General features: G+C 74.4%; 14 protein-coding genes. 7 read left to right on the top strand and 7 right to left on the bottom strand.

Annotation, left to right across the window (positions count from 1 at the left end; genetic code table 11):
- Positions 1 to 29 precede the first annotated feature (29 nt).
- Positions 30 to 1,241, top strand: a complete 1,212-nt coding sequence (locus tag ACIRD3_RS22615) for a winged helix-turn-helix domain-containing protein (RefSeq protein WP_402219479.1) — start codon at positions 30 to 32, stop codon at positions 1,239 to 1,241.
- Positions 1,242 to 1,253: 12 nt separating this feature from the next.
- On the opposite strand, the gene ACIRD3_RS22610 is transcribed toward ACIRD3_RS22615, so the two are convergent.
- On the bottom strand, positions 1,254 to 2,006 hold the full coding sequence (locus ACIRD3_RS22610; RefSeq protein ID WP_402219476.1) for a response regulator: 753 nt from the start codon (positions 2,004 to 2,006) through the stop codon (positions 1,254 to 1,256).
- A 200-nt stretch (positions 2,007 to 2,206) separates the two neighbouring features.
- Complete coding sequence (gene hpf, locus ACIRD3_RS22605) at positions 2,207 to 2,902, bottom strand: ribosome hibernation-promoting factor, HPF/YfiA family (RefSeq protein WP_402219473.1); 696 nt, start codon at positions 2,900 to 2,902, stop codon at positions 2,207 to 2,209.
- Between the two features lie 370 nt (positions 2,903 to 3,272).
- Between hpf and ACIRD3_RS22600 the strand changes: the two genes are divergently transcribed.
- Positions 3,273 to 3,995: a ComF family protein gene (locus tag ACIRD3_RS22600; protein WP_402219470.1), complete on the top strand. Its 723-nt coding sequence runs from the start codon at positions 3,273 to 3,275 to the stop codon at positions 3,993 to 3,995.
- Between the two features lie 57 nt (positions 3,996 to 4,052).
- On the opposite strand, the gene ACIRD3_RS22595 is transcribed toward ACIRD3_RS22600, so the two are convergent.
- Genes ACIRD3_RS22595 through mtrA form a run of 3 tightly spaced genes read right to left on the bottom strand, consistent with a single transcriptional unit; the run spans position 4,053 to position 8,707 of the window.
- A complete protein-coding gene (locus ACIRD3_RS22595; protein WP_402219468.1) occupies positions 4,053 to 5,948 on the bottom strand; it encodes an LpqB family beta-propeller domain-containing protein in 1,896 nt (631 codons plus the stop codon).
- The gene (gene mtrB, locus ACIRD3_RS22590) at positions 5,923 to 8,028 is read right to left on the bottom strand and encodes an MtrAB system histidine kinase MtrB (RefSeq protein WP_402219466.1); all 2,106 of its coding nucleotides are present in this window, start codon (positions 8,026 to 8,028) and stop codon (positions 5,923 to 5,925) included. The genes ACIRD3_RS22595 and mtrB overlap by 26 nt, the downstream gene beginning before the upstream one ends.
- Before the next feature lies 1 nt (position 8,029).
- Positions 8,030 to 8,707 (bottom strand): MtrAB system response regulator MtrA, encoded by a 678-nt coding sequence (gene mtrA, locus ACIRD3_RS22585; RefSeq protein ID WP_030061806.1) that lies wholly within the window; start codon positions 8,705 to 8,707, stop codon positions 8,030 to 8,032.
- 287 nt (positions 8,708 to 8,994) lie between these two features.
- Between mtrA and ACIRD3_RS22580 the strand changes: the two genes are divergently transcribed.
- The 5 genes from ACIRD3_RS22580 to ACIRD3_RS22560 all read left to right on the top strand — a co-directional run bounded on the left by ACIRD3_RS22580 (position 8,995) and on the right by ACIRD3_RS22560 (position 14,575).
- A complete protein-coding gene (locus ACIRD3_RS22580; RefSeq protein WP_402219462.1) occupies positions 8,995 to 10,164 on the top strand; it encodes a hypothetical protein in 1,170 nt (389 codons plus the stop codon).
- A 5-nt stretch (positions 10,165 to 10,169) separates the two neighbouring features.
- Entirely contained in the window at positions 10,170 to 10,886 is a 717-nt protein-coding gene (locus ACIRD3_RS22575) for a DUF4129 domain-containing protein (protein ID WP_402219459.1), read from the top strand.
- Entirely contained in the window at positions 10,883 to 12,109 is a 1,227-nt protein-coding gene (locus ACIRD3_RS22570; RefSeq protein WP_402219457.1) for a DUF4350 domain-containing protein, read from the top strand. Before ACIRD3_RS22575 ends, ACIRD3_RS22570 begins: the two co-directional genes overlap by 4 nt.
- Positions 12,106 to 13,122, top strand: a complete 1,017-nt coding sequence (locus ACIRD3_RS22565; protein WP_402219454.1) for an AAA family ATPase — start codon at positions 12,106 to 12,108, stop codon at positions 13,120 to 13,122. Before ACIRD3_RS22570 ends, ACIRD3_RS22565 begins: the two co-directional genes overlap by 4 nt.
- Positions 13,123 to 13,264: 142 nt before the next feature.
- Positions 13,265 to 14,575: a DUF58 domain-containing protein gene (locus ACIRD3_RS22560; RefSeq protein ID WP_402219452.1), complete on the top strand. Its 1,311-nt coding sequence runs from the start codon at positions 13,265 to 13,267 to the stop codon at positions 14,573 to 14,575.
- Positions 14,576 to 14,598: 23 nt separating this feature from the next.
- Here ACIRD3_RS22560 and ACIRD3_RS22555 read toward each other — a convergent pair whose 3' ends face one another.
- Together ACIRD3_RS22555 and ACIRD3_RS22550 are read right to left on the bottom strand one after the other, a co-directional pair.
- Complete coding sequence (locus tag ACIRD3_RS22555; RefSeq protein WP_402219971.1) at positions 14,599 to 15,756, bottom strand: RNA polymerase sigma factor; 1,158 nt, start codon at positions 15,754 to 15,756, stop codon at positions 14,599 to 14,601.
- Between the two features lie 8 nt (positions 15,757 to 15,764).
- Positions 15,765 to 16,172 carry a YciI family protein gene (locus ACIRD3_RS22550; protein ID WP_402219449.1) on the bottom strand — a complete coding sequence of 136 codons (408 nt, stop codon included), beginning with the start codon at positions 16,170 to 16,172 and terminating at the stop codon, positions 15,765 to 15,767.
- Positions 16,173 to 16,380: the final 208 nt, after the last annotated feature.

The following is a 16,380-nucleotide window of genomic DNA, read 5'->3' as shown; positions in this document are numbered from 1 at the left end:
TGTCAGTGCCCGGGGCTAGGCTCGCCGGCATGACCGCCGCAGCCCCGCACAGCGCCCCCGTCACCGTCCTGAGCGCCGACGACGCCCGCCGGATCGCCCTGCGCGCCCAGGGGCTGCTCGGCGCCCCCGACCGCCGGGCCGGGGTGCGCGGGGTGCTGCGGCACCTGGGCGCCGTCCAGCTGGACACCATCTCGGTGCTGGCCCGCTCGCACGAGCTGGTGCCGTACGCCCGGCTCGGCGCGGTCGGCCGCCCGGCCGTCGAGGCGGCGTACTGGGGCGGGGGCACGAGCTTCGAGTACTGGTCGCACGCGGCCTGCGTCCTGCCGGTCGAGGAGTGGCCGCTGTTCGCGTTCCGGCGCCGCCGCTACCGCGACCGCGGCCACCTCTGGGGCCACCAGGTCTCACCCGAGACGTACCGGGCCGTGCTCGACAAGCTGCGCGCCGAGGGGCCGTTGACCTCCACCGAGCTGGGCGGCGCCAAGAAGACCGCCGAGTGGTGGGACTGGTCGGACACCAAGATCGCGGTCGAGCGGGCACTGGCCTTCGGTGACGTGGTCTGCACCGAGCGCCGCAGCTGGAAGCGCGTCTACGCGCTGGCCGAACAGGCCATCCCGGCGGCGCTGTTCGGCCAGGAGCGCTCGGACGAGGACTGCGTGCGCACCCTGGTCGCCCAGGCCGGCGCCGCGCTCGGCGTGGCCACCCGGGCCGATCTGCTGGACTACCACCGGCTGCGCGCCGAGCAGTTGGACCCGGTGCTCGCGGACTGCGGGCTCGTCCCGGTCGAGGTGGCCGGCTGGGGTCCGGACGGCACGGCGGGCCCCGCCTGGGCCGACCCGGCCGCCCTCGCCACCGCCCCGCGCGGGCGCCACCGCACCACGCTGCTCTCGCCGTTCGACTCACTGATCTGGGACCGCCCGCGCACCGAGCGGATCTTCGGCATGACGCACCGCCTGGAGGCCTACACCCCCAAGCACAAGCGGGTCCACGGCTACTTCGCGATGCCGCTGCTGGCGGGCGGCCGGCTGGTCGGCCGGGTCGACCCGGCCCGCGAGGGCCGCACCCTGGTCGCCCGGCAGGTCTCGCTGGACGGCGGCCGGGCCGGCGCCGCCCGCCACCTGGAGGCGCTGGCGACGGCCCTGCGCGAGGCGGCCGCCTGGGTCGGCTGCGACACCGTCCGGGTCGAGGCGCTGCACGACGAGCGGCTGCGCCCGGCCCTGGAGAAGCTCCTCGCGGAGGGGTGAGTCCGGCCCGGTTCACCCTATTTCGAGGATCTTCTCCCGCATCGCGTACACCACCGCCTCCATCCTGGAGTGCAGTTGGAGCTTCTCCAGGATGTTGCGCACGTGGTTCTTCACGGTGTTCTCGCTGATGAACAGCTCCTTGGCGATCTCCCGGTTGTTCATCCCGGTCGCGACCAGCTTGAGCACCTCCAACTCCCGGTCGGTGAGCCGGGGTGCGGGCACCAGGTCCCGGTCGTCGGAGCGGCGCTGGATCATCGACTTGAACTCGGTGAGCAGCTTGGAGGCCATCGAGGGGCTGATCTGCGACTGCCCGTCCGCGACCGCGCGGATCGCGGTGGCGACCTCGTCGGTGGAGATCTCCTTGAGCAGGTAGCCGGTGGCCCCCGCCTTGATCGCCTCGTAGAGGTCGGCCTCCTCGTCGCTTATCGTCAGCATGATGATCTTGGTGCTGGGCGCCACGTCCTTGATCGCCGTGCAGGCCTCGATCCCGCTGCGGCGCGGCATCCGGACGTCCATCAGGATGATGTCGGGCAGCAGGTCGGCGGCCTTCAGGACGGCCTCGGCGCCGTCCCCCGCCTCGCCGACGACCTTGATGTCCGGCTCCTCCGCGAGGACGATCTCCAGCCCGCGCCGGAACAGCGCGTGGTCGTCCACCACCAGCACACGGATCGGCTCACCCCGGCGCGGCGCGTAGGCGGGCTCGTCCTCCTGCCCCAACGGCAGCCCGGGCCCCGCCGCGGGCCCCAGCCCGAAGTGATCCCCCATCCGCTCCTCCCCCTTCGCGGGTCGTCGTGCGCCAATCATTCCACGCCCGGCCGTCGCGCCGGTCACCCTCCGGCGCCGATTCCCCCGCATCGGGTGACCCCGCCCCGGCGCGCGACGCATTCGAACCACCTTGCCCCGAAACGCCGGTGACCCCGGCGGCCGCTGCCACCGGGGTCACGCCTCCGTCACCGCTCGGACGCTCAGTCCTCGTCGTCGCCCGCGCCGATCGCACCGCCCGCACCACTGCCCGGCCCGGCCTGCAGGTCCGTCTGCAGGTGGATGACACCGTAGTGGTAGCCGTGCCGGCGGTAGACGACGCTGGGCAGGCCGCTGTCCTTCTCCACGAAGAGGTAGAAGTCGTGGCCGACCAGCTCCATCTCGTAGAGCGCCTGGTCCAGCGCCATCGGGGCGGCCGGGTGCGTCTTCTCCCGGACCACCAGCGGGCCTTCGCCCTCCACTTCCAGGGATCCCATCATGGTCTTGCGGACGGCGCCGTTCGTCCCGCCCTCCTGCGCCGTCGTGTCGGGCAGCGCGGCCAGGGCCGCGGTCGCCTCGGCGACGCTGATGGGGGTGCGGCCGTTCGCGCCGCCCTTGTGCACCCGGCGCCGGTCTGCGGACTTGCGCAGCTGCGCGTCGAGCTTCGCCGAAGCCAGGTCGAGCGCCGCGTACGGGTCGCCGGCGGCGGCTTCGGCCCGGATCACCGGCCCACGGGTACGGAGAGTGATCTCCACCCGCTCCGACCGGTCGGCCTGCCGCGGGTTGTGCTCCTTGGACACCTCGACGTCGAGGCTGATCACCTTGCCGTCGAACTTCTGGACCTTCTCCAGCTTCTCGGCCACGTGCTCGCGGAACCTCTTGGGCACCTCGGTCTTGCGGCCCTTGACGACGATGTCCACGCAGAACTCCGATCCCTCGTGCTGACGCCGATCCGGGTGCTACCGGATCGGGCTGAGACCCAGCTGGACCAGCCCATCCACTGCCGGCCCCCCGCCCCCGCCGCCAGCGGCGGGAAACGACTGGCCCTCACCTCACTTCCTCCCCACCAGGGACGGTTGAAACCCCCTGGAGCCTTATCGAACACCTCACAGAGGGTTTTCGCCTCCCCAGGCGAGAAGGTGGGTATGACCCGATACTGCGGGCGGGTGGTCAAACTGTTGCACCCTGTCTACCCTCTCGCGGGTGAAGTAGGGGTAAATACCTGGACAACGCCCCCCATACGGCGCATCCTTTGCTCACTCCCCGTGCCTGCCGCCGCCAGGAGCAGCCGTGCCGCCCTGCCCCGCCCCCACTCGTCCACCGTCCGTCCACGGACCGTTCGGCCACGCACTGGCCGGGCTGCTGGACGTCCTGCTCCCCGCGAACTGCGCGGGCTGCGGCACCGAGCGCACCCAGCTCTGCCCGGTCTGCCGGCACGTCCTGGCCACCACCCGGCCGGGTCCCACCCTGCTGCCCTGGGCGCACGCCGCGGCCCCGTACGCCGATCCGGTCCGGCAGTTGCTGCTCGCGCACAAGGAGCGCGGCGCGCTGCGGCTGGCCGGTCCGCTCGGCGAGGCTCTCGGCCGGGCGGTGCGCTCCGCCCTGGGGTCACGGGCCGGGTCCGCGCCGCTGCTGCTGGTGCCGATGCCCTCCGCCCGGGCTGCCGTCCGCGCCCGCGGCCACGATCCGACGCTGCGGCTGGCCGGGGCCGCCGCCCGCTCGCTGCGCCGGGCCGGCCTCGACGTCCGGGCCGCGTCGCTGCTGCGGCACGCCCGTCCGGTCGCCGACCAGACCGGGCTGAACGCGGCGGAGCGACGCCGCAACCTGCACGGCGCGCTCACCGTACTACCGCGCGCCCGGGCCGGTCTGGCCGGCCGTCACCCCGTCCTGGTGGACGACCTGGTGACCACCGGGGCGAGCCTCGCCGAGGCCGCCCGGGCGCTGGCCGACGCCGGCCTGCCGGCCCGGGCCGGCGCCACCGTCGCGGCCACCGCGACGCGTCCGGCGGACTGATCCGCCGCCGAGCCCGACCGGGCGTCAACCCCGGTGGGCGCCGGTCCGCTTGGCCCCTCAGCCCGCGTAGAAGAACGACCGGGGCTTGTCGATCAGCGGGGCCTCCCGCCACTGGTTGTTGACCAGACGGTAGGCCTTGTCCTCGCTCGGCTTGCCGTCCGCCGGCTTGACCTCCGCCATCGCGAGCACCGGCGGCGCCTGGGTCAGGCTGTCCCCCCGGGACTCCGAGGCCGCGACGGTCAGCATGCTGTCGGCGCTCTGCAGCTGGGTGTCCGTGCTCCGCGATCCGTCGGTGCTGATGAAGTAGAGCTGCTGGGTGCGGTCCGCCTCCTTGCCGAGCACTAGCAGCTGGTCGGTCTCCGCCCAGGACACCGAGGCGACGTCGGTGAGCGTCGGGGCGGCCCGGCGCAGCCCGGTGATCTTCACGGTCGGCGCCTGCGGGGTCCCGCCGTGCACCACCAGGCCGAACATCAGCGACCGGATGGCCACGCCCGGGGTCTTGACCACCAGGGCGACCCGGACGCCGTCCGAGGAGATCCTGAGGGCCTGCACGGTCTGCCCGGCCAGCCCCTCGACCGGCACGGTGTACGACTTGTTGCCGCGCACCATCACCACCCGCTGCCCCTGCTGGTTGCGGTCCACCACCCAGAGGTCGCCGCGGCCGTCCCAGCTGGGCGAGGCGAAGCCGTCCTCCTTGTCGCCGGACTTCGCGGGCGAGCTGAGCACCGGCTCGCCCAGGCTGACCGCGTTGTCGGTCAGCTGCACCGAGTAGACCTGGTGGCCGTCCTCGCTGATCGCGGCGGCCTGGACGCCGCCCCGGCTGACGGCGATGGCGCCGAGCGGCGGCTTGGTGGCGGACTGCGGCTTGCCGAGGACGCCGCGGACCGGGTCGCCGGAGCGCCCCTCGTCGGTCGCCACCAGGGCACCGTCGGCGCGCTGGTAGTACTGCGTCGCGGGCGTCGGCCCGGCCAGGGCGCCGGGGCCGGTGGCCGGCAGGTCGGTGCGGCTGGCGGTGCAGGAGCCGTGCTGTCCCTTCAGTTCCAGCCGCTCGACCTGGCCCTTGCCCTGGTCGGCGAGGGTGTAGAAGAGCTGGGTGGCCATCCGCCGGCAGGCCATCGGCTCGCCGACGTCGGCCGAGGTGACCTGGACGTGGGCGATCTTGCTGTCGTCGATGGTCACCCGGTCGACCTTGGCGCCGTTCGGGAAGGCCGTCCGGACCACCGGCGAGAGCCAGGTCGAGGGTCCGTCGACCAGCGCGCGGGCGGCCGAGGTCAGCGGGTCTATTCGGCGCCGCAGGTAGATCGGGTCAGCGACCAGCACCTCCTGGCCGGCGTTCCCGGAGGCCACCGCGGACGGGTCCGGCGCGGTGTAGAAGAACCGCTCGACCTGCCGGAAGCTGTTCCGGAAGTTGGTCTCGTTCATGATCACGCCGGCCGGCAGCTTGTCGATCCGCCACTCGCCGTCCTTCTCCCGGACGAAGGTGAAGTCGGACGAGACGTTGTTGTTCTGCCCGGCCACCAACTGGTACGAGTGCTTCTCGTCGACGCTGCCGACCAGCTGCCCGCTCACCGTCACGGTCACCGGGAGCTGGGCGTCCGCGTCGGTGACGTCCTGCCCGCCCGGGATGGTGGTGGACGAGAGCACCTGGATCCCCGCGTCCGGCTTCCAGCCCGCGGCGGCGCTCTCGGTGAGGTACTTGCGCGCGGTCTCGTAGCCCTCGTCGGCGGTCACCGCGTCCAGGAACCCGGTCAGCAGCTGGCGCGGCTTGGCGCCCTTGCCGGGCGCCACCGGGAAGACCCTGGCCTGCAGGTTCTTGTCCGCCGACCCCTGGGACAGCTCCACCTTGGTGATGCCGCCGGAGTCCGGCATGGCCGCGCAGCCGCTCGCCAGCAGGGCGAACAGCGCGCCGACCACGGCGAGCCGCGGCTCAGTCCTCTTGCTCGTCCCTCGCACGCTGCGACCCCTCCAGGTCCGTCCCGCCCGTCATCTCCGGCTCCGCCGTCCGCTGCGCCACCGACGGCCGTCCGGGCGTCGGGTCCACCATGACCTGCGCGCCGGTCACCCCGTAACCGGCCCCCGCCGTCCGCACGTCCGAGGGGTCCGAGCGCGGGCCCTCGGGCAGGCGGCTCCGGCCGAGGCCGGGTCCGATGTTCAGCACCCCGCCGAGGCCGCTGCCGAGGCCGCCGCCCGTGCCGTCCGGCGCCTCCGCCTGGTCCTCGGCGGCGGTCAGCGCCGTCGAGCCCACCGGGCTGATCGCCCGCCGGTACGGCGTCCCGTACGCGCCGAGACCACGGTTGTTGCGGGAGTCCTCCGGCTCCAGCCGGAACGGCGCCCGGGAGATCTCGCCGCCCCGGGTGCGCGGCAGGGTGAGCCGGAAGTGCGAGCCGCCGCCGGGCTCGCCCCAGGCCTGCAGCCAACCGCCGTGCAGGTGGGCGTCCTCGACCGCGATGGACAGGCCGAGGCCGGTGCCGCCGGTGGTGCGGACCCGGGACGGGTCGGCCCGCCAGAAGCGGTGGAACACCCGGGACGCCTCGCCCGGCTTGAGGCCGATGCCGTAGTCGCGCACGCCGACCGCGACCGCGCCGTCCGCCGAGCCCAGCCGGACCACCACGTCGCGGCCCTCGCCGTGCTCCAGCGCGTTGACCACCAGGTTGCGCAGGATGCGCTCGATCCGGCGGGAGTCCACCTCGGCCAGCACCGGCTCTCCGTCGCCGCGGATCACGACGCTGCTGCCCTTGGCCTGCGCCAGCGGCTCGGCGGCCTCCACCACCCGGCCGACGATCTCCCGCAGGTCGACCGGCTCGGCGTCCAGGATCGCGGCGCCGGCGTCGAAGCGGCTGATCTCCAGCAGGTCGGCGAGCAGCGACTCGAAGCGGTCCAGCTGGCCCTGCAGCAGCTCCGCCGAGCGGGCCGCCATCGGGTCCAGGTCCTCGCGGCTGTCGTAGATGAGGTCGGCGGCCATCCGGACGGTGGTGAGCGGGGTGCGCAGCTCGTGCGAGACGTCCGACACGAAGCGCCGCTGCACCCGGGACAGCTCCTCCAGCTGACGGATCTGCGCCTGCAGCGCGTTGGCCATCCGGTTGAAGGACTCGCCGAGGCGGGCGATGTCGTCCGTCCCGGTCACCTTCATCCGCTCTTCCAGATGCCCGTCGGCGAGCCGCTCGGAGATCCCCGCGGCCATCCGGACCGGGGTGACCACCTGGCGCACCACGACCCAGGCGATGCCGCCCATGAGGATCACCACGAACACGCCGGCGGTCGCCAGGGTGCCGGTGACCAGGTTCAGGGTGTCGGTCTCCTGGCCGAAGGAGAACACGTAGAACATCTGGTAGCTCTTGTCGGCCGGCCCGATGAACTGCATGCCGAGGGCCAGCCCGGGCTCGGACTTCCCGCCGCCCTCGGGCGAGCGGTGGATCCGGGTCGGCTGGTCGAACATCTGGTTCGGCTCGGAGACGAGCTTGGCCCGCAGGGAGTCCGGGATGCTGCTGGGCTGGATGTCGCCCGAGTAGCGCGGCGCGAAGCCGGCGGTCTCCGGGACGACGGGGCCCGAACCGGGGGCCATCGCGATCACCGAGTAGACCGTCTGCCCGCTCCCGGCCAGGTCGTTGACCTGCCGCAGCAGCCAGGTGCCGGTGTCGTCGACGGTCGGGTCGGCGGTGCCCCGCAGCTTCTGGTCCTTGGCCTCGTCGATCTTCTTCTGCTCGACCTGGAAGCCGATCCTGGCCTGTGCCCGGGCGGCGTCCATCTTGGTGTCGAGCAGGCCGGTGCGCACCTGCGCCACCACGACCACGCCCAGCACCAGGACCACCGCGATGGAGGCCAGCAGCGACACCGCGACCACCCGCAGCTGGATCGACCGCCGGTACAGCGCGGCCACCCGGTGGGCGGGACGGCGCAGCTGACGCTTCGCCAGTCCGACCACGCCGGAAGGGCCGCGTCGGCGGCGGGTGGTCGAACTCAGCACGTCGCCGCGCACGGCCCCGGCCCCGTCGGTCGCGGTACCCGACGGGGTCTCGTCAGCCCGGTCCGTCACGTCAGCTGGGTCCGGCCTTGTAGCCGACGCCGCGGACGGTCACCACGATCTCGGGGCGCTCCGGGTCCTTCTCGATCTTGGAGCGGAGGCGCTGCACGTGGACGTTGACCAGGCGGGTGTCCGCCGCGTGGCGGTAGCCCCAGACCTGCTCCAGCAGCACCTCGCGGGTGAACACCTGCCAGGGCTTGCGGGCGAGCGCGACCAGCAGGTCGAACTCCAGCGGGGTCAGCGGGATGCCCCGGCCGTCCCGCTTCACCGAGTGACCGGCCACGTCGATCACCAGGTCGCCGATGGTCAGCTGCTCGGGCGTCGGCTCCTCGGCGCGGCGCAGCCGGGCGCGCACCCGGGCCACCAGCTCCTTGGGCTTGAACGGCTTGGTGACGTAGTCGTCGGCGCCCGATTCCAGGCCCACCACGACGTCGACCGTGTCGGTCTTCGCGGTCAGCATGACGATCGGGATGCCGGACTCGGCCCGGATCTGCCGGCACACGTCGATGCCGTCCCGGCCGGGCAGCATCAGGTCCAGCAGGACCAGGTCCGGCTTGGTCTCCCGGAACGCGGCTAGCGCCTTGTCCCCATCCGCGACGAAAAACGGCTCAAAACCCTCACCACGCAGCACGATGCCGAGCATCTCGGCCAGTGCGGAGTCGTCATCAACGACGAGGACGCGTCCCTTCATGCGTCCATCTTCTCATTACCGGATTGTGACCTGCCGCACAGCAGTGCCAATGCTCCAGAACGGCCAACTCCCCAGCCGGTGAATTCCGGCCATACCGGGCGAATGCCCCCGGCCGGAGCACCTCCGAACCGTCCTCGGCCCGGCACCCGACCCGGCGGTGGCCCCCGTTGCCGATCAGCAACCGGATCACCATGGGGCCTGCTCCGGCCCCATGGCACGATGGGCGCTGCGCGCGGACGGAAGATCCGTTCGGAGCCGCGCCCACGACGCCCCTTCGAGGAGCAGTGATGACCGACACTCCGGGCTGGGCCTCGCCCGGCTCGTCCGAGCCATCCCGCGACGGCGCCCGGCCCCCGGCCGACGCGCCCGCCGCCGTGCCCGGGCCGTCGGCACCACCGCAGGCCTCCCCCGGCTGGAACGGGCCGCACGCCCGGTACGGCGGGCAGCAGTGGGGGCAGCAGCCCCCCGGCGGCCGGAGCCCGTACGGCTGGGGCGCCCCGCAGAGCCCCAAGCCCGGCGTCATCCCACTGCGTCCGCTCGGCGTCGGCGAGCTGCTCGACGGCGCCGTCGGCACCGTCCGCCGGCAGTGGCGGACGGTCCTCGCCCTCTCGCTCGGCATCGCCGTGGTCGCCCAGGGCGGGGCCGTCCTGGTGGACCTGCTGGTCAAGGGCAAGACCGGCACCGCCACCCAGGCCCTGCGGCTGCTGGCCGCCCTGCCGCTGCAACTGCTGCTCGACGTGCTCGCCGCCGCCCTGCTCACCATCGTCGTGAGCCGGGCCGTCCTCGGCCGCTCCGTGACCGCCGGGGACGCCTGGCGCGACGCCCGGCCGCGGCTGCTGCAGCTGCTCGGGCTCACCGTGCTCACCGTCCTGATGGGCCCCGGGGTGGCACTGCTCGGCTTCGCGCCCGTGATCGGTTACGGCGCCAGCGGCGCCCACGAGCCCGCGATCAGGGCACTGCTGTCCCTCGTCGCCCTGCTGGGCCTGCCGGTCGCCGCCTGGCTGTGGGTCCGCTTCAGCCTCGCCGCCCCCGCGCTGATGCTGGAGAAGCAGGGCGTGGTCACGGCCCTGTCGCGCTCGCGCCGGCTGGTCCGCGGCGCCTGGTGGCGGATCTTCGGCATCACCCTGGTGAGCAAGGTGCTGTCGATGGTCGTCGCGGTGGTCATCGCCGTCCCGTTCCGCTTCATCGGCGTGCTGCTGGGCTTCGAGAGCCTCGACGGCCGCGCCCTGACCTCCGCGACCGAGGGCGTCGGCATGGTGGTCGTCATGGCCGTCGCCGGGATCATCGCCGGCACCCTCACCACCCCGTTCATGGCAGCCGTCGGCGTCCTGGTCTACGTCGACCAGCGGATCCGCCGCGAGGCCCTGGACATCGAGCTCGCCCGCGCCGCCGGTCTGCCCGAGTACGGCGGCACCGGCTGGGGCGAGCCGGCCGACCAGACCGCGGCGAGGCACTGAACCGGATGGCCGATTGGGGGGACAGGCTCCTCGCCGTGGGCGGCGCCCCGGTCACCGTCCCGCGCGATCCCGCGCGCGACGCGGCCCGGGACGAACTGCTCGACGCCGAGTACCACAAGCACGACCCGTCGCTCCTGCAGCGGGCGATGGACTGGTTCTGGGGCCACGTCTCCAGCGCCCTCGACAGCATCTCCGGCGACGGCACCGACGGCACCACCGGCCTGGTGCTCTTCCTGGTCGTCGCGGTGCTGATCGGCGCCGCCCTCTGGTGGCGCCTCGGCGCGCCCCGCCGCGCCGCCCGGACGACCGGCGCCGTGTACGGCACCGAGGGCCCGCGCAGCGCCGCGCAGTACCGGGCGGACGCCGCCGAGCACGCCGCGGCCGGACGCTGGGCCGAGGCCGTCCGCGAGCAGATGCGCGCCCTGGTCCGCGGCCTGGAGGAGCGCACGCTGCTCGACGCCCGCCCGGGCCGCACCGCCGACGAGGCCGCCGAGGAGGCCGGGCGGGCGCTGCCCGAGCACGCCGCCGCGCTGGCCGCGGCCGCCCGCGCCTTCGACGACATCGCGTACGGCGAGCGCACCGCCGACCAGGCCGCGTACCGGCTGCTGCACGAGCTCGACCGGACGCTGGAGCGCACCCGGCCGGTCCTCGGGCCGGCCGCGCCGTCCTCGAATCCGATCCCGGCTCCCGCCTCGACTCCGACCTCGGGAGGGGCGGCATGACCGGCACCGTCCCCGCACCCGCGGCCACGCCCGTCACCGAGGCGCCCTCCGGCGCCGCCCCGACCAGCCTCGCCCCCACCCCGCGCGGCCTGTGGCGCCGGGGCCGCTGGTACCTGGCGTTCCTCGCCGCCCTGCTGCTCGGCGCCGTCATCGTGGCCGCCCTGGGCCGGGACCACGACTACCCACCGCTCGACCCCCGCTCGTACGACCGCGACGGCGCCCACGCCGTCGTCGCGCTGCTCGAACGCCAGGGCCTCACGACCGAGTTCACCACCGACCCGGGCGGCGGCCCGGGCGGCGCCGACACCCTGGTGCTGCCCGAGCCCGACCTGCTCGGCCCCGACCAGCTGCGCGCCCTCGCGGCCGCCCGGCACCGGCGGCTGGTCCTGATCGCCCCGGGCCCGGACGCCCTCAGCGCGCTCGCCCCCGGCATCCGGATGTCCGACGAGGACGGCGGCCTGCCGTACGCCTCCCCCCGCAACACCGAGCCGGGCTGCCCGCTCCCCGAGGCCGTCCGGGCCGGCAGCGCCCACCTGGGCGGCATGCTCTACACCAGCGGCAGCCGGGGCCAGGGCTGCTACCCGCGCGGCCACGGCTACCCGCTGGTCGGCGCCACGACCGCCGGCGGCGACGTCATCGTGCTCGGCAGCGGCTCCTTCCTGCAGAACGAGCAGCTCGCCAAGGACGGCAACGCCTCCCTCGCGCTCGGCCTGCTCGGCGCGCAGCCCCGACTGACCTGGCAGCTGCCCGACTACTCCGCCCCGCTCGCGGGGGGCACCCGCCAGAAGACCTTCGACGACCTCATCCCGAAGGGCTGGCACTGGGCCTCCTACCAGCTGGCCGTCGCCGCCGTGCTCGCCGCCCTGTGGCGCGGCCGCCGACTCGGCCCGGTGGTCAGCGAGGACCTTCCCGTGGTGGTCCGCGCCGCCGAGACCACCGAGGGCCGCGCCCGCCTCTACCGGCGCGCCAACGCCCGCGGCCACGCCGCCCAGGCCCTGCGCCGCGCCGCCGCCCACCGCCTCGCCCCGGCCCTGGGCGTCCCGCTCCGGGCCGGCGCGCCCGACCCCGACGCACTCTGCGCGGCCGTCGCCGACCGGCTCCCCGGCCGGCCGGCCGGGGACGTCCGGGCCCTGCTCTACGGCCCGCCCCCGACCGACGACGCCGCGCTGCTGCGGCTCGCCGACGACCTCGACACCCTCGAAAGGCAGGTCCGGAACCCGTGACCGACCAGGCAACCGCCCAGCTCCGCACCGTCCCCGGCACGGCGACCGCCACCCCCGCCCCCACCACCGACCCGCGCGCGGCGCTGACCGCCCTGCGCGCCGAGATCGGCAAGGCCGTGGTCGGCCAGGACGCCGCCGTCACCGGGCTCGTGGTCGCGCTCCTGTGCGGTGGCCACGTCCTGCTGGAGGGCGTCCCCGGGGTCGCCAAGACCCTGCTGATCCGCACCCTCTCCACGGCGCTCAGCCTGGGGACCAAGCGCATCCAGTTCACCCCCGACCTGATGCCCGGCGACGTCACCGGCTCGCTCGTCTACGACGCCCGCACCGCCGAGTTCTCCTTCCAGCCCGGCCCGGTCTTCACCAACCTGCTGCTCGCCGACGAGATCAACCGCACCCCGCCGAAGACCCAGGCCGCCCTGCTGGAGGCCATGGAGGAGCGCCAGGTCACCGTGGACGGCGAGCCGCGCGCGCTGCCCGTGCCGTTCCTGGTCGCCGCCACCCAGAACCCGGTCGAGTACGAGGGCACCTACCCGCTGCCCGAGGCCCAGCTGGACCGCTTCCTGCTCAAGCTGATCCTGCCGCTGCCCGACCGCGACCAGGAGTTCCAGGTCCTCGCCCGGCACGCCGCCGGCTTCGACCCGCGCGACCTCGCCGCGGCCGGCGTCCGCCCGGTCGCCGGACCCGAGCACCTCGCCGCCGCCCGCGAGCAGATCGCCGCGCTGACCGTCGCCCCCGAGGTCCTCGCCTACATCGTCGACCTCTGCCGGGCCACCCGGCAGTCCCCGTCGCTGTCCATCGGCGTCTCCCCGCGCGGCGCCACCGCCCTGCTGGCCGCCTCCCGGGCCTGGGCCTGGCTGGCCGGCCGCGACTACGTCACCCCGGACGACGTCAAGGCGCTCGCCCTGCCCACCCTGCGGCACCGGGTCGCGCTGCGCGCCGAGGCCGAGATGGAGGGCGTCACGGCCGACTCCGTCATCCAGGCCGTCCTCGCCCAGACGCCCGCACCCCGCTGATCCCACCGCGGTCGGGTCCCGCCGGGTCGGGTCCCGCCGCAGTAGGTCCCGCCGAACCGGCCGCACCGGCCGCGCCGACGTGGCCCCCACAGCCGATCCCACCGCACCGCGCCCGTTCCGGGCACCCGAAGGAGCGCACCCCATGGCCCTCACCGGGCGAACCGCCCTGCTCGCCGCACTCGGCGCGCTCGTCGTGGGTTTGCTGCTGCCGTCGACGGCCGGGATCGGGCTGGTCACCGGCGCGGTCCTGCTCGCCGCCGTGGTCGACCTGGTGCTCGCCGCCCCCGTCCGGGGCCTGCGAGTCGAGCGGGGCGGCGACACCACCGTCCGGCTCGGCGAGCCCGCCTCGGTCGAACTGACCCTCACCAACCCGTCCGGGCGCCCGCTGCGGGCCCTGCTCCGCGATGCCTGGGCCCCGTCCGCCTGGCGCCCCGGCACCGCCGAGGCTGCCTCCCGGCACACCCTCACCGTCCCGGGCGGCGAACGGCGCCGGGTGCTCACCGTGCTCACCCCGACCCGCCGCGGCGACCACCGGGCCCACCGGGTGACGGTCCGCTCGCTCGGACCGCTCGGCCTGGCCGCCCGCCAGGGCTCGCACCTCGTCCCCTGGACGGTCCGCGCGCTCCCCCCGTTCGCCAGCCGCAAGCACCTGCCCTCCCGGCTCGCCCGCCTGCGCGAACTCGACGGCCGCACCTCGGTGTTGACCCGTGGCCAGGGCACCGAGTTCGACTCCCTGCGCGAGTACCTGCCCGGGGACGACGTCCGCTCCATCGACTGGCGCGCCAGTGCCCGTCGGAACACGGTCGCCGTCCGCACCTGGCGCCCCGAACGCGACCGCCACATCCTCGTCGTCCTCGACACCGGCCGGACCTCGGCCGGCCGGGTCGGCGACGCCCCCCGGCTGGACGCCGCGCTCGACGCGGCCCTGCTGCTGACCGCCCTCGCCACCCGGGCCGGCGACCGCGTCGACCTGCTCGCCCACGACCTCCACAAGCGCGCCGCCGTCGCGGGCTGCTCCGCCCACGAGGTGCTGCCCGCCTTCACCGACGCGATGGCCGACCTGGAGCCCGCGCTGCAGGAGACCGACATGCGCTCCCTGGTCTCCACGGCCCTCACGATGGCGCCGCAGCGCTCGCTGATCGTCCTGCTCACCGGGCTCGACGCGGCACCCGTCGAGGACGGCCTGCGCCCGCTGCTGCCCCTGCTCACCAAGCGCCACGAGGTCGTCCTCGCCTCCGTCGCCGACCCCCAGCTGGACGTCCTGGCCACCGGCCGGGGCACGGTCGAGGCGGTCTACGGCGCGGCGGCCGCCGAGCAGACCCGCGCCGACCGCCGCGCCACCGCCGACCGCCTCACCCGGCGCGGCGTCACCGTCCTCGACGCCCCACCCGCCCAGATCGCCCCCGTCCTGGCCGACACCTACCTCGCGCTGAAGGCCGCCGGCCGGCTCTGATCCCTCCACCCCGACGGCTGGTCTCACCGGGGCCGACGGGACCTCAACTCACCGTTGAGCCGCGCCGCCTGACGCGTCAGGTGATCGCGCTCCGCGAGGCTGGACGCCTTCTGCGCCGCCTCGACGTACAGCCGCGCCGCCGTCCCCTTGTCGCCGTCCCGCTCGTGGAAGTACGCCGCGACGGCGGTGTGCCGGGGCAGCGAGTCGTCCAGCTCGGCGAGCGCCGCCAGCCCGGCGCGCGGCCCGTCCGCCTCGCCCACCGCCACCGCCCGGTTGAGCCGGACGACCGGGCTGTCCGTCAGCCGCACGAGCTCGTCGTACCACTCGACGATCTGCACCCAGTCGGTCTCCTCGGCGGTGGGCGCGTCGGCGTGCAGGGCCGCGACGGCCGCCTGGGCCTGGAACTCGCCCAGCCGGTCGCGGGCGAGGGCCGCCTGGAGGATCCCGACGCCCTCGGCGATCAACCCGGTGTCCCAGGACCGACGGTCCTGCTCGGCCAGCGGCACCAGGCTGCCGTCGGGCGCCGTCCGGCCGGCCCGCCGGGCGTGGTGCAGCAGCATGAGCGCCAGCAGCCCCGCCACCTCGGGGTGGTCGATCGCCGCCGCGAGCTGCCGGGTGAGCCGAATCGCCTCGGCGGCCAGGTCGACGTCCCCGGAGTAGCCCTCGTTGAAGACCAGGTAGAGGACGCGCAACACGGTGGAGAGGTCTCCCGGCCGATCGAAACGCACGCCGGAGACGGTGCGCTTGGCCCGGCTGATCCGCTGGGCCATGGTCGCCTCGGGCACCAGGTACGCCCGGGCGATCTGCCGGGTGGTCAGACCGCCCACGGCCCGCAGCGTCAGCGCCACCGCGGAGGACGGCGTCAACGACGGGTGAGCGCACAGGAAGTAGAGCCGCAGCGTGTCGTCCGCCTCGGCCGCGGGGCCTGCCTCGGGCTCCTGGTCCACCAGCTCCTCACGCCGACGGCGAGCCGTGTCCGACCGGGCCGCGTCGAGGAACTTGCGCCAGGCCACGGTGACCAGCCAGCCCTTGGGATCCCGCGGCTGATCGGCCGGCCAGACGCGGACCGCCTCGACCAGGGCCTCCTGCACGGCGTCCTCGGCCGCCGCGAACTCTGCGCCGCGGCGGACGAGGATCCCGAGCACACTCGGTGTGAGGCTCCGGAGCAGGGCCTCGTTCATCGGAGCCGTCACTCCGTGATGGTGGGCGGCTCGGCCAGGAACGGACGCAGCTCCAGCCACTCGTGGATCGGCTTCCCGCCGGCGCCGGGCGCCGCCGAGAGCTCCCCGGCCAGCTCAACGGCACGGTCGTAGCTGTCGACGTCGATCACCATCCAACCGGCGATGAGGTCCTTGGTCTCGGCGAACGGACCGTCGGTGACCGGCGGACGACCCTCGCCGTCGTACCGGACCCAGGTCCCCTCGGGGGCGACCGCCTGACCGTCGACGAACTCGCCGGTCTTCTCCAGCCGGGCCGCGAACTCCTGCATGTACCGGATGTGGGCGGAGATCTCCTCCGGCGTCCACTGGTCCATCGGCACGCAGTTGATCGCTTCCGGGGCGCCCCGGTAGTGCTTGAGCAGCAGGTACTTGGCCATCGTGCTTCTCCTTCGGCGCTGATGCGACCCATTGTGGCCGCGCTCACCCCAGGGACGGAGCCGTCGACGCGTTCTCGACACCGCCGGCCAAGATCTTTTCCATGATTTTTCGTCCGGAAATGCGAAGAACCCCCATCCGGTGACCGGATGGGGGTTCTTCGTGAATGATTGTTCGGCGGCGTCCTACTCTCCCACAGGGTCCCCCCTG

Source organism: Kitasatospora sp. NPDC093550 (assembly GCF_044764985.1).
Lineage (GTDB): Bacteria > Actinomycetota > Actinomycetes > Streptomycetales > Streptomycetaceae > Kitasatospora.
Note: the sequence above shows the minus strand (reverse complement) of the source record. Positions and strands in the feature narration are given on the sequence as shown.

What these genes read in the sequence shown, in the direction of transcription:
- ACIRD3_RS22555 (WP_402219971.1), bottom strand. Translation starts at nt 15,756, where the DNA reads ATGAACGAGGCCCTGCTCCGGAGCCTCACACCGAGTGTGCTCGGGATC.
- ACIRD3_RS22575 (WP_402219459.1), top strand. Translation starts at nt 10,170, where the DNA reads ATGGCCGATTGGGGGGACAGGCTCCTCGCCGTGGGCGGCGCCCCGGTC.
- mtrA (WP_030061806.1), bottom strand. Translation starts at nt 8,707, where the DNA reads ATGAAGGGACGCGTCCTCGTCGTTGATGACGACTCCGCACTGGCCGAG.
- ACIRD3_RS22610 (WP_402219476.1), bottom strand. Translation starts at nt 2,006, where the DNA reads ATGGGGGATCACTTCGGGCTGGGGCCCGCGGCGGGGCCCGGGCTGCCG.
- ACIRD3_RS22550 (WP_402219449.1), bottom strand. Translation starts at nt 16,172, where the DNA reads ATGGCCAAGTACCTGCTGCTCAAGCACTACCGGGGCGCCCCGGAAGCG.
- ACIRD3_RS22615 (WP_402219479.1), top strand. Translation starts at nt 30, where the DNA reads ATGACCGCCGCAGCCCCGCACAGCGCCCCCGTCACCGTCCTGAGCGCC.
- ACIRD3_RS22560 (WP_402219452.1), top strand. Translation starts at nt 13,265, where the DNA reads ATGGCCCTCACCGGGCGAACCGCCCTGCTCGCCGCACTCGGCGCGCTC.
- ACIRD3_RS22570 (WP_402219457.1), top strand. Translation starts at nt 10,883, where the DNA reads ATGACCGGCACCGTCCCCGCACCCGCGGCCACGCCCGTCACCGAGGCG.
- ACIRD3_RS22580 (WP_402219462.1), top strand. Translation starts at nt 8,995, where the DNA reads ATGACCGACACTCCGGGCTGGGCCTCGCCCGGCTCGTCCGAGCCATCC.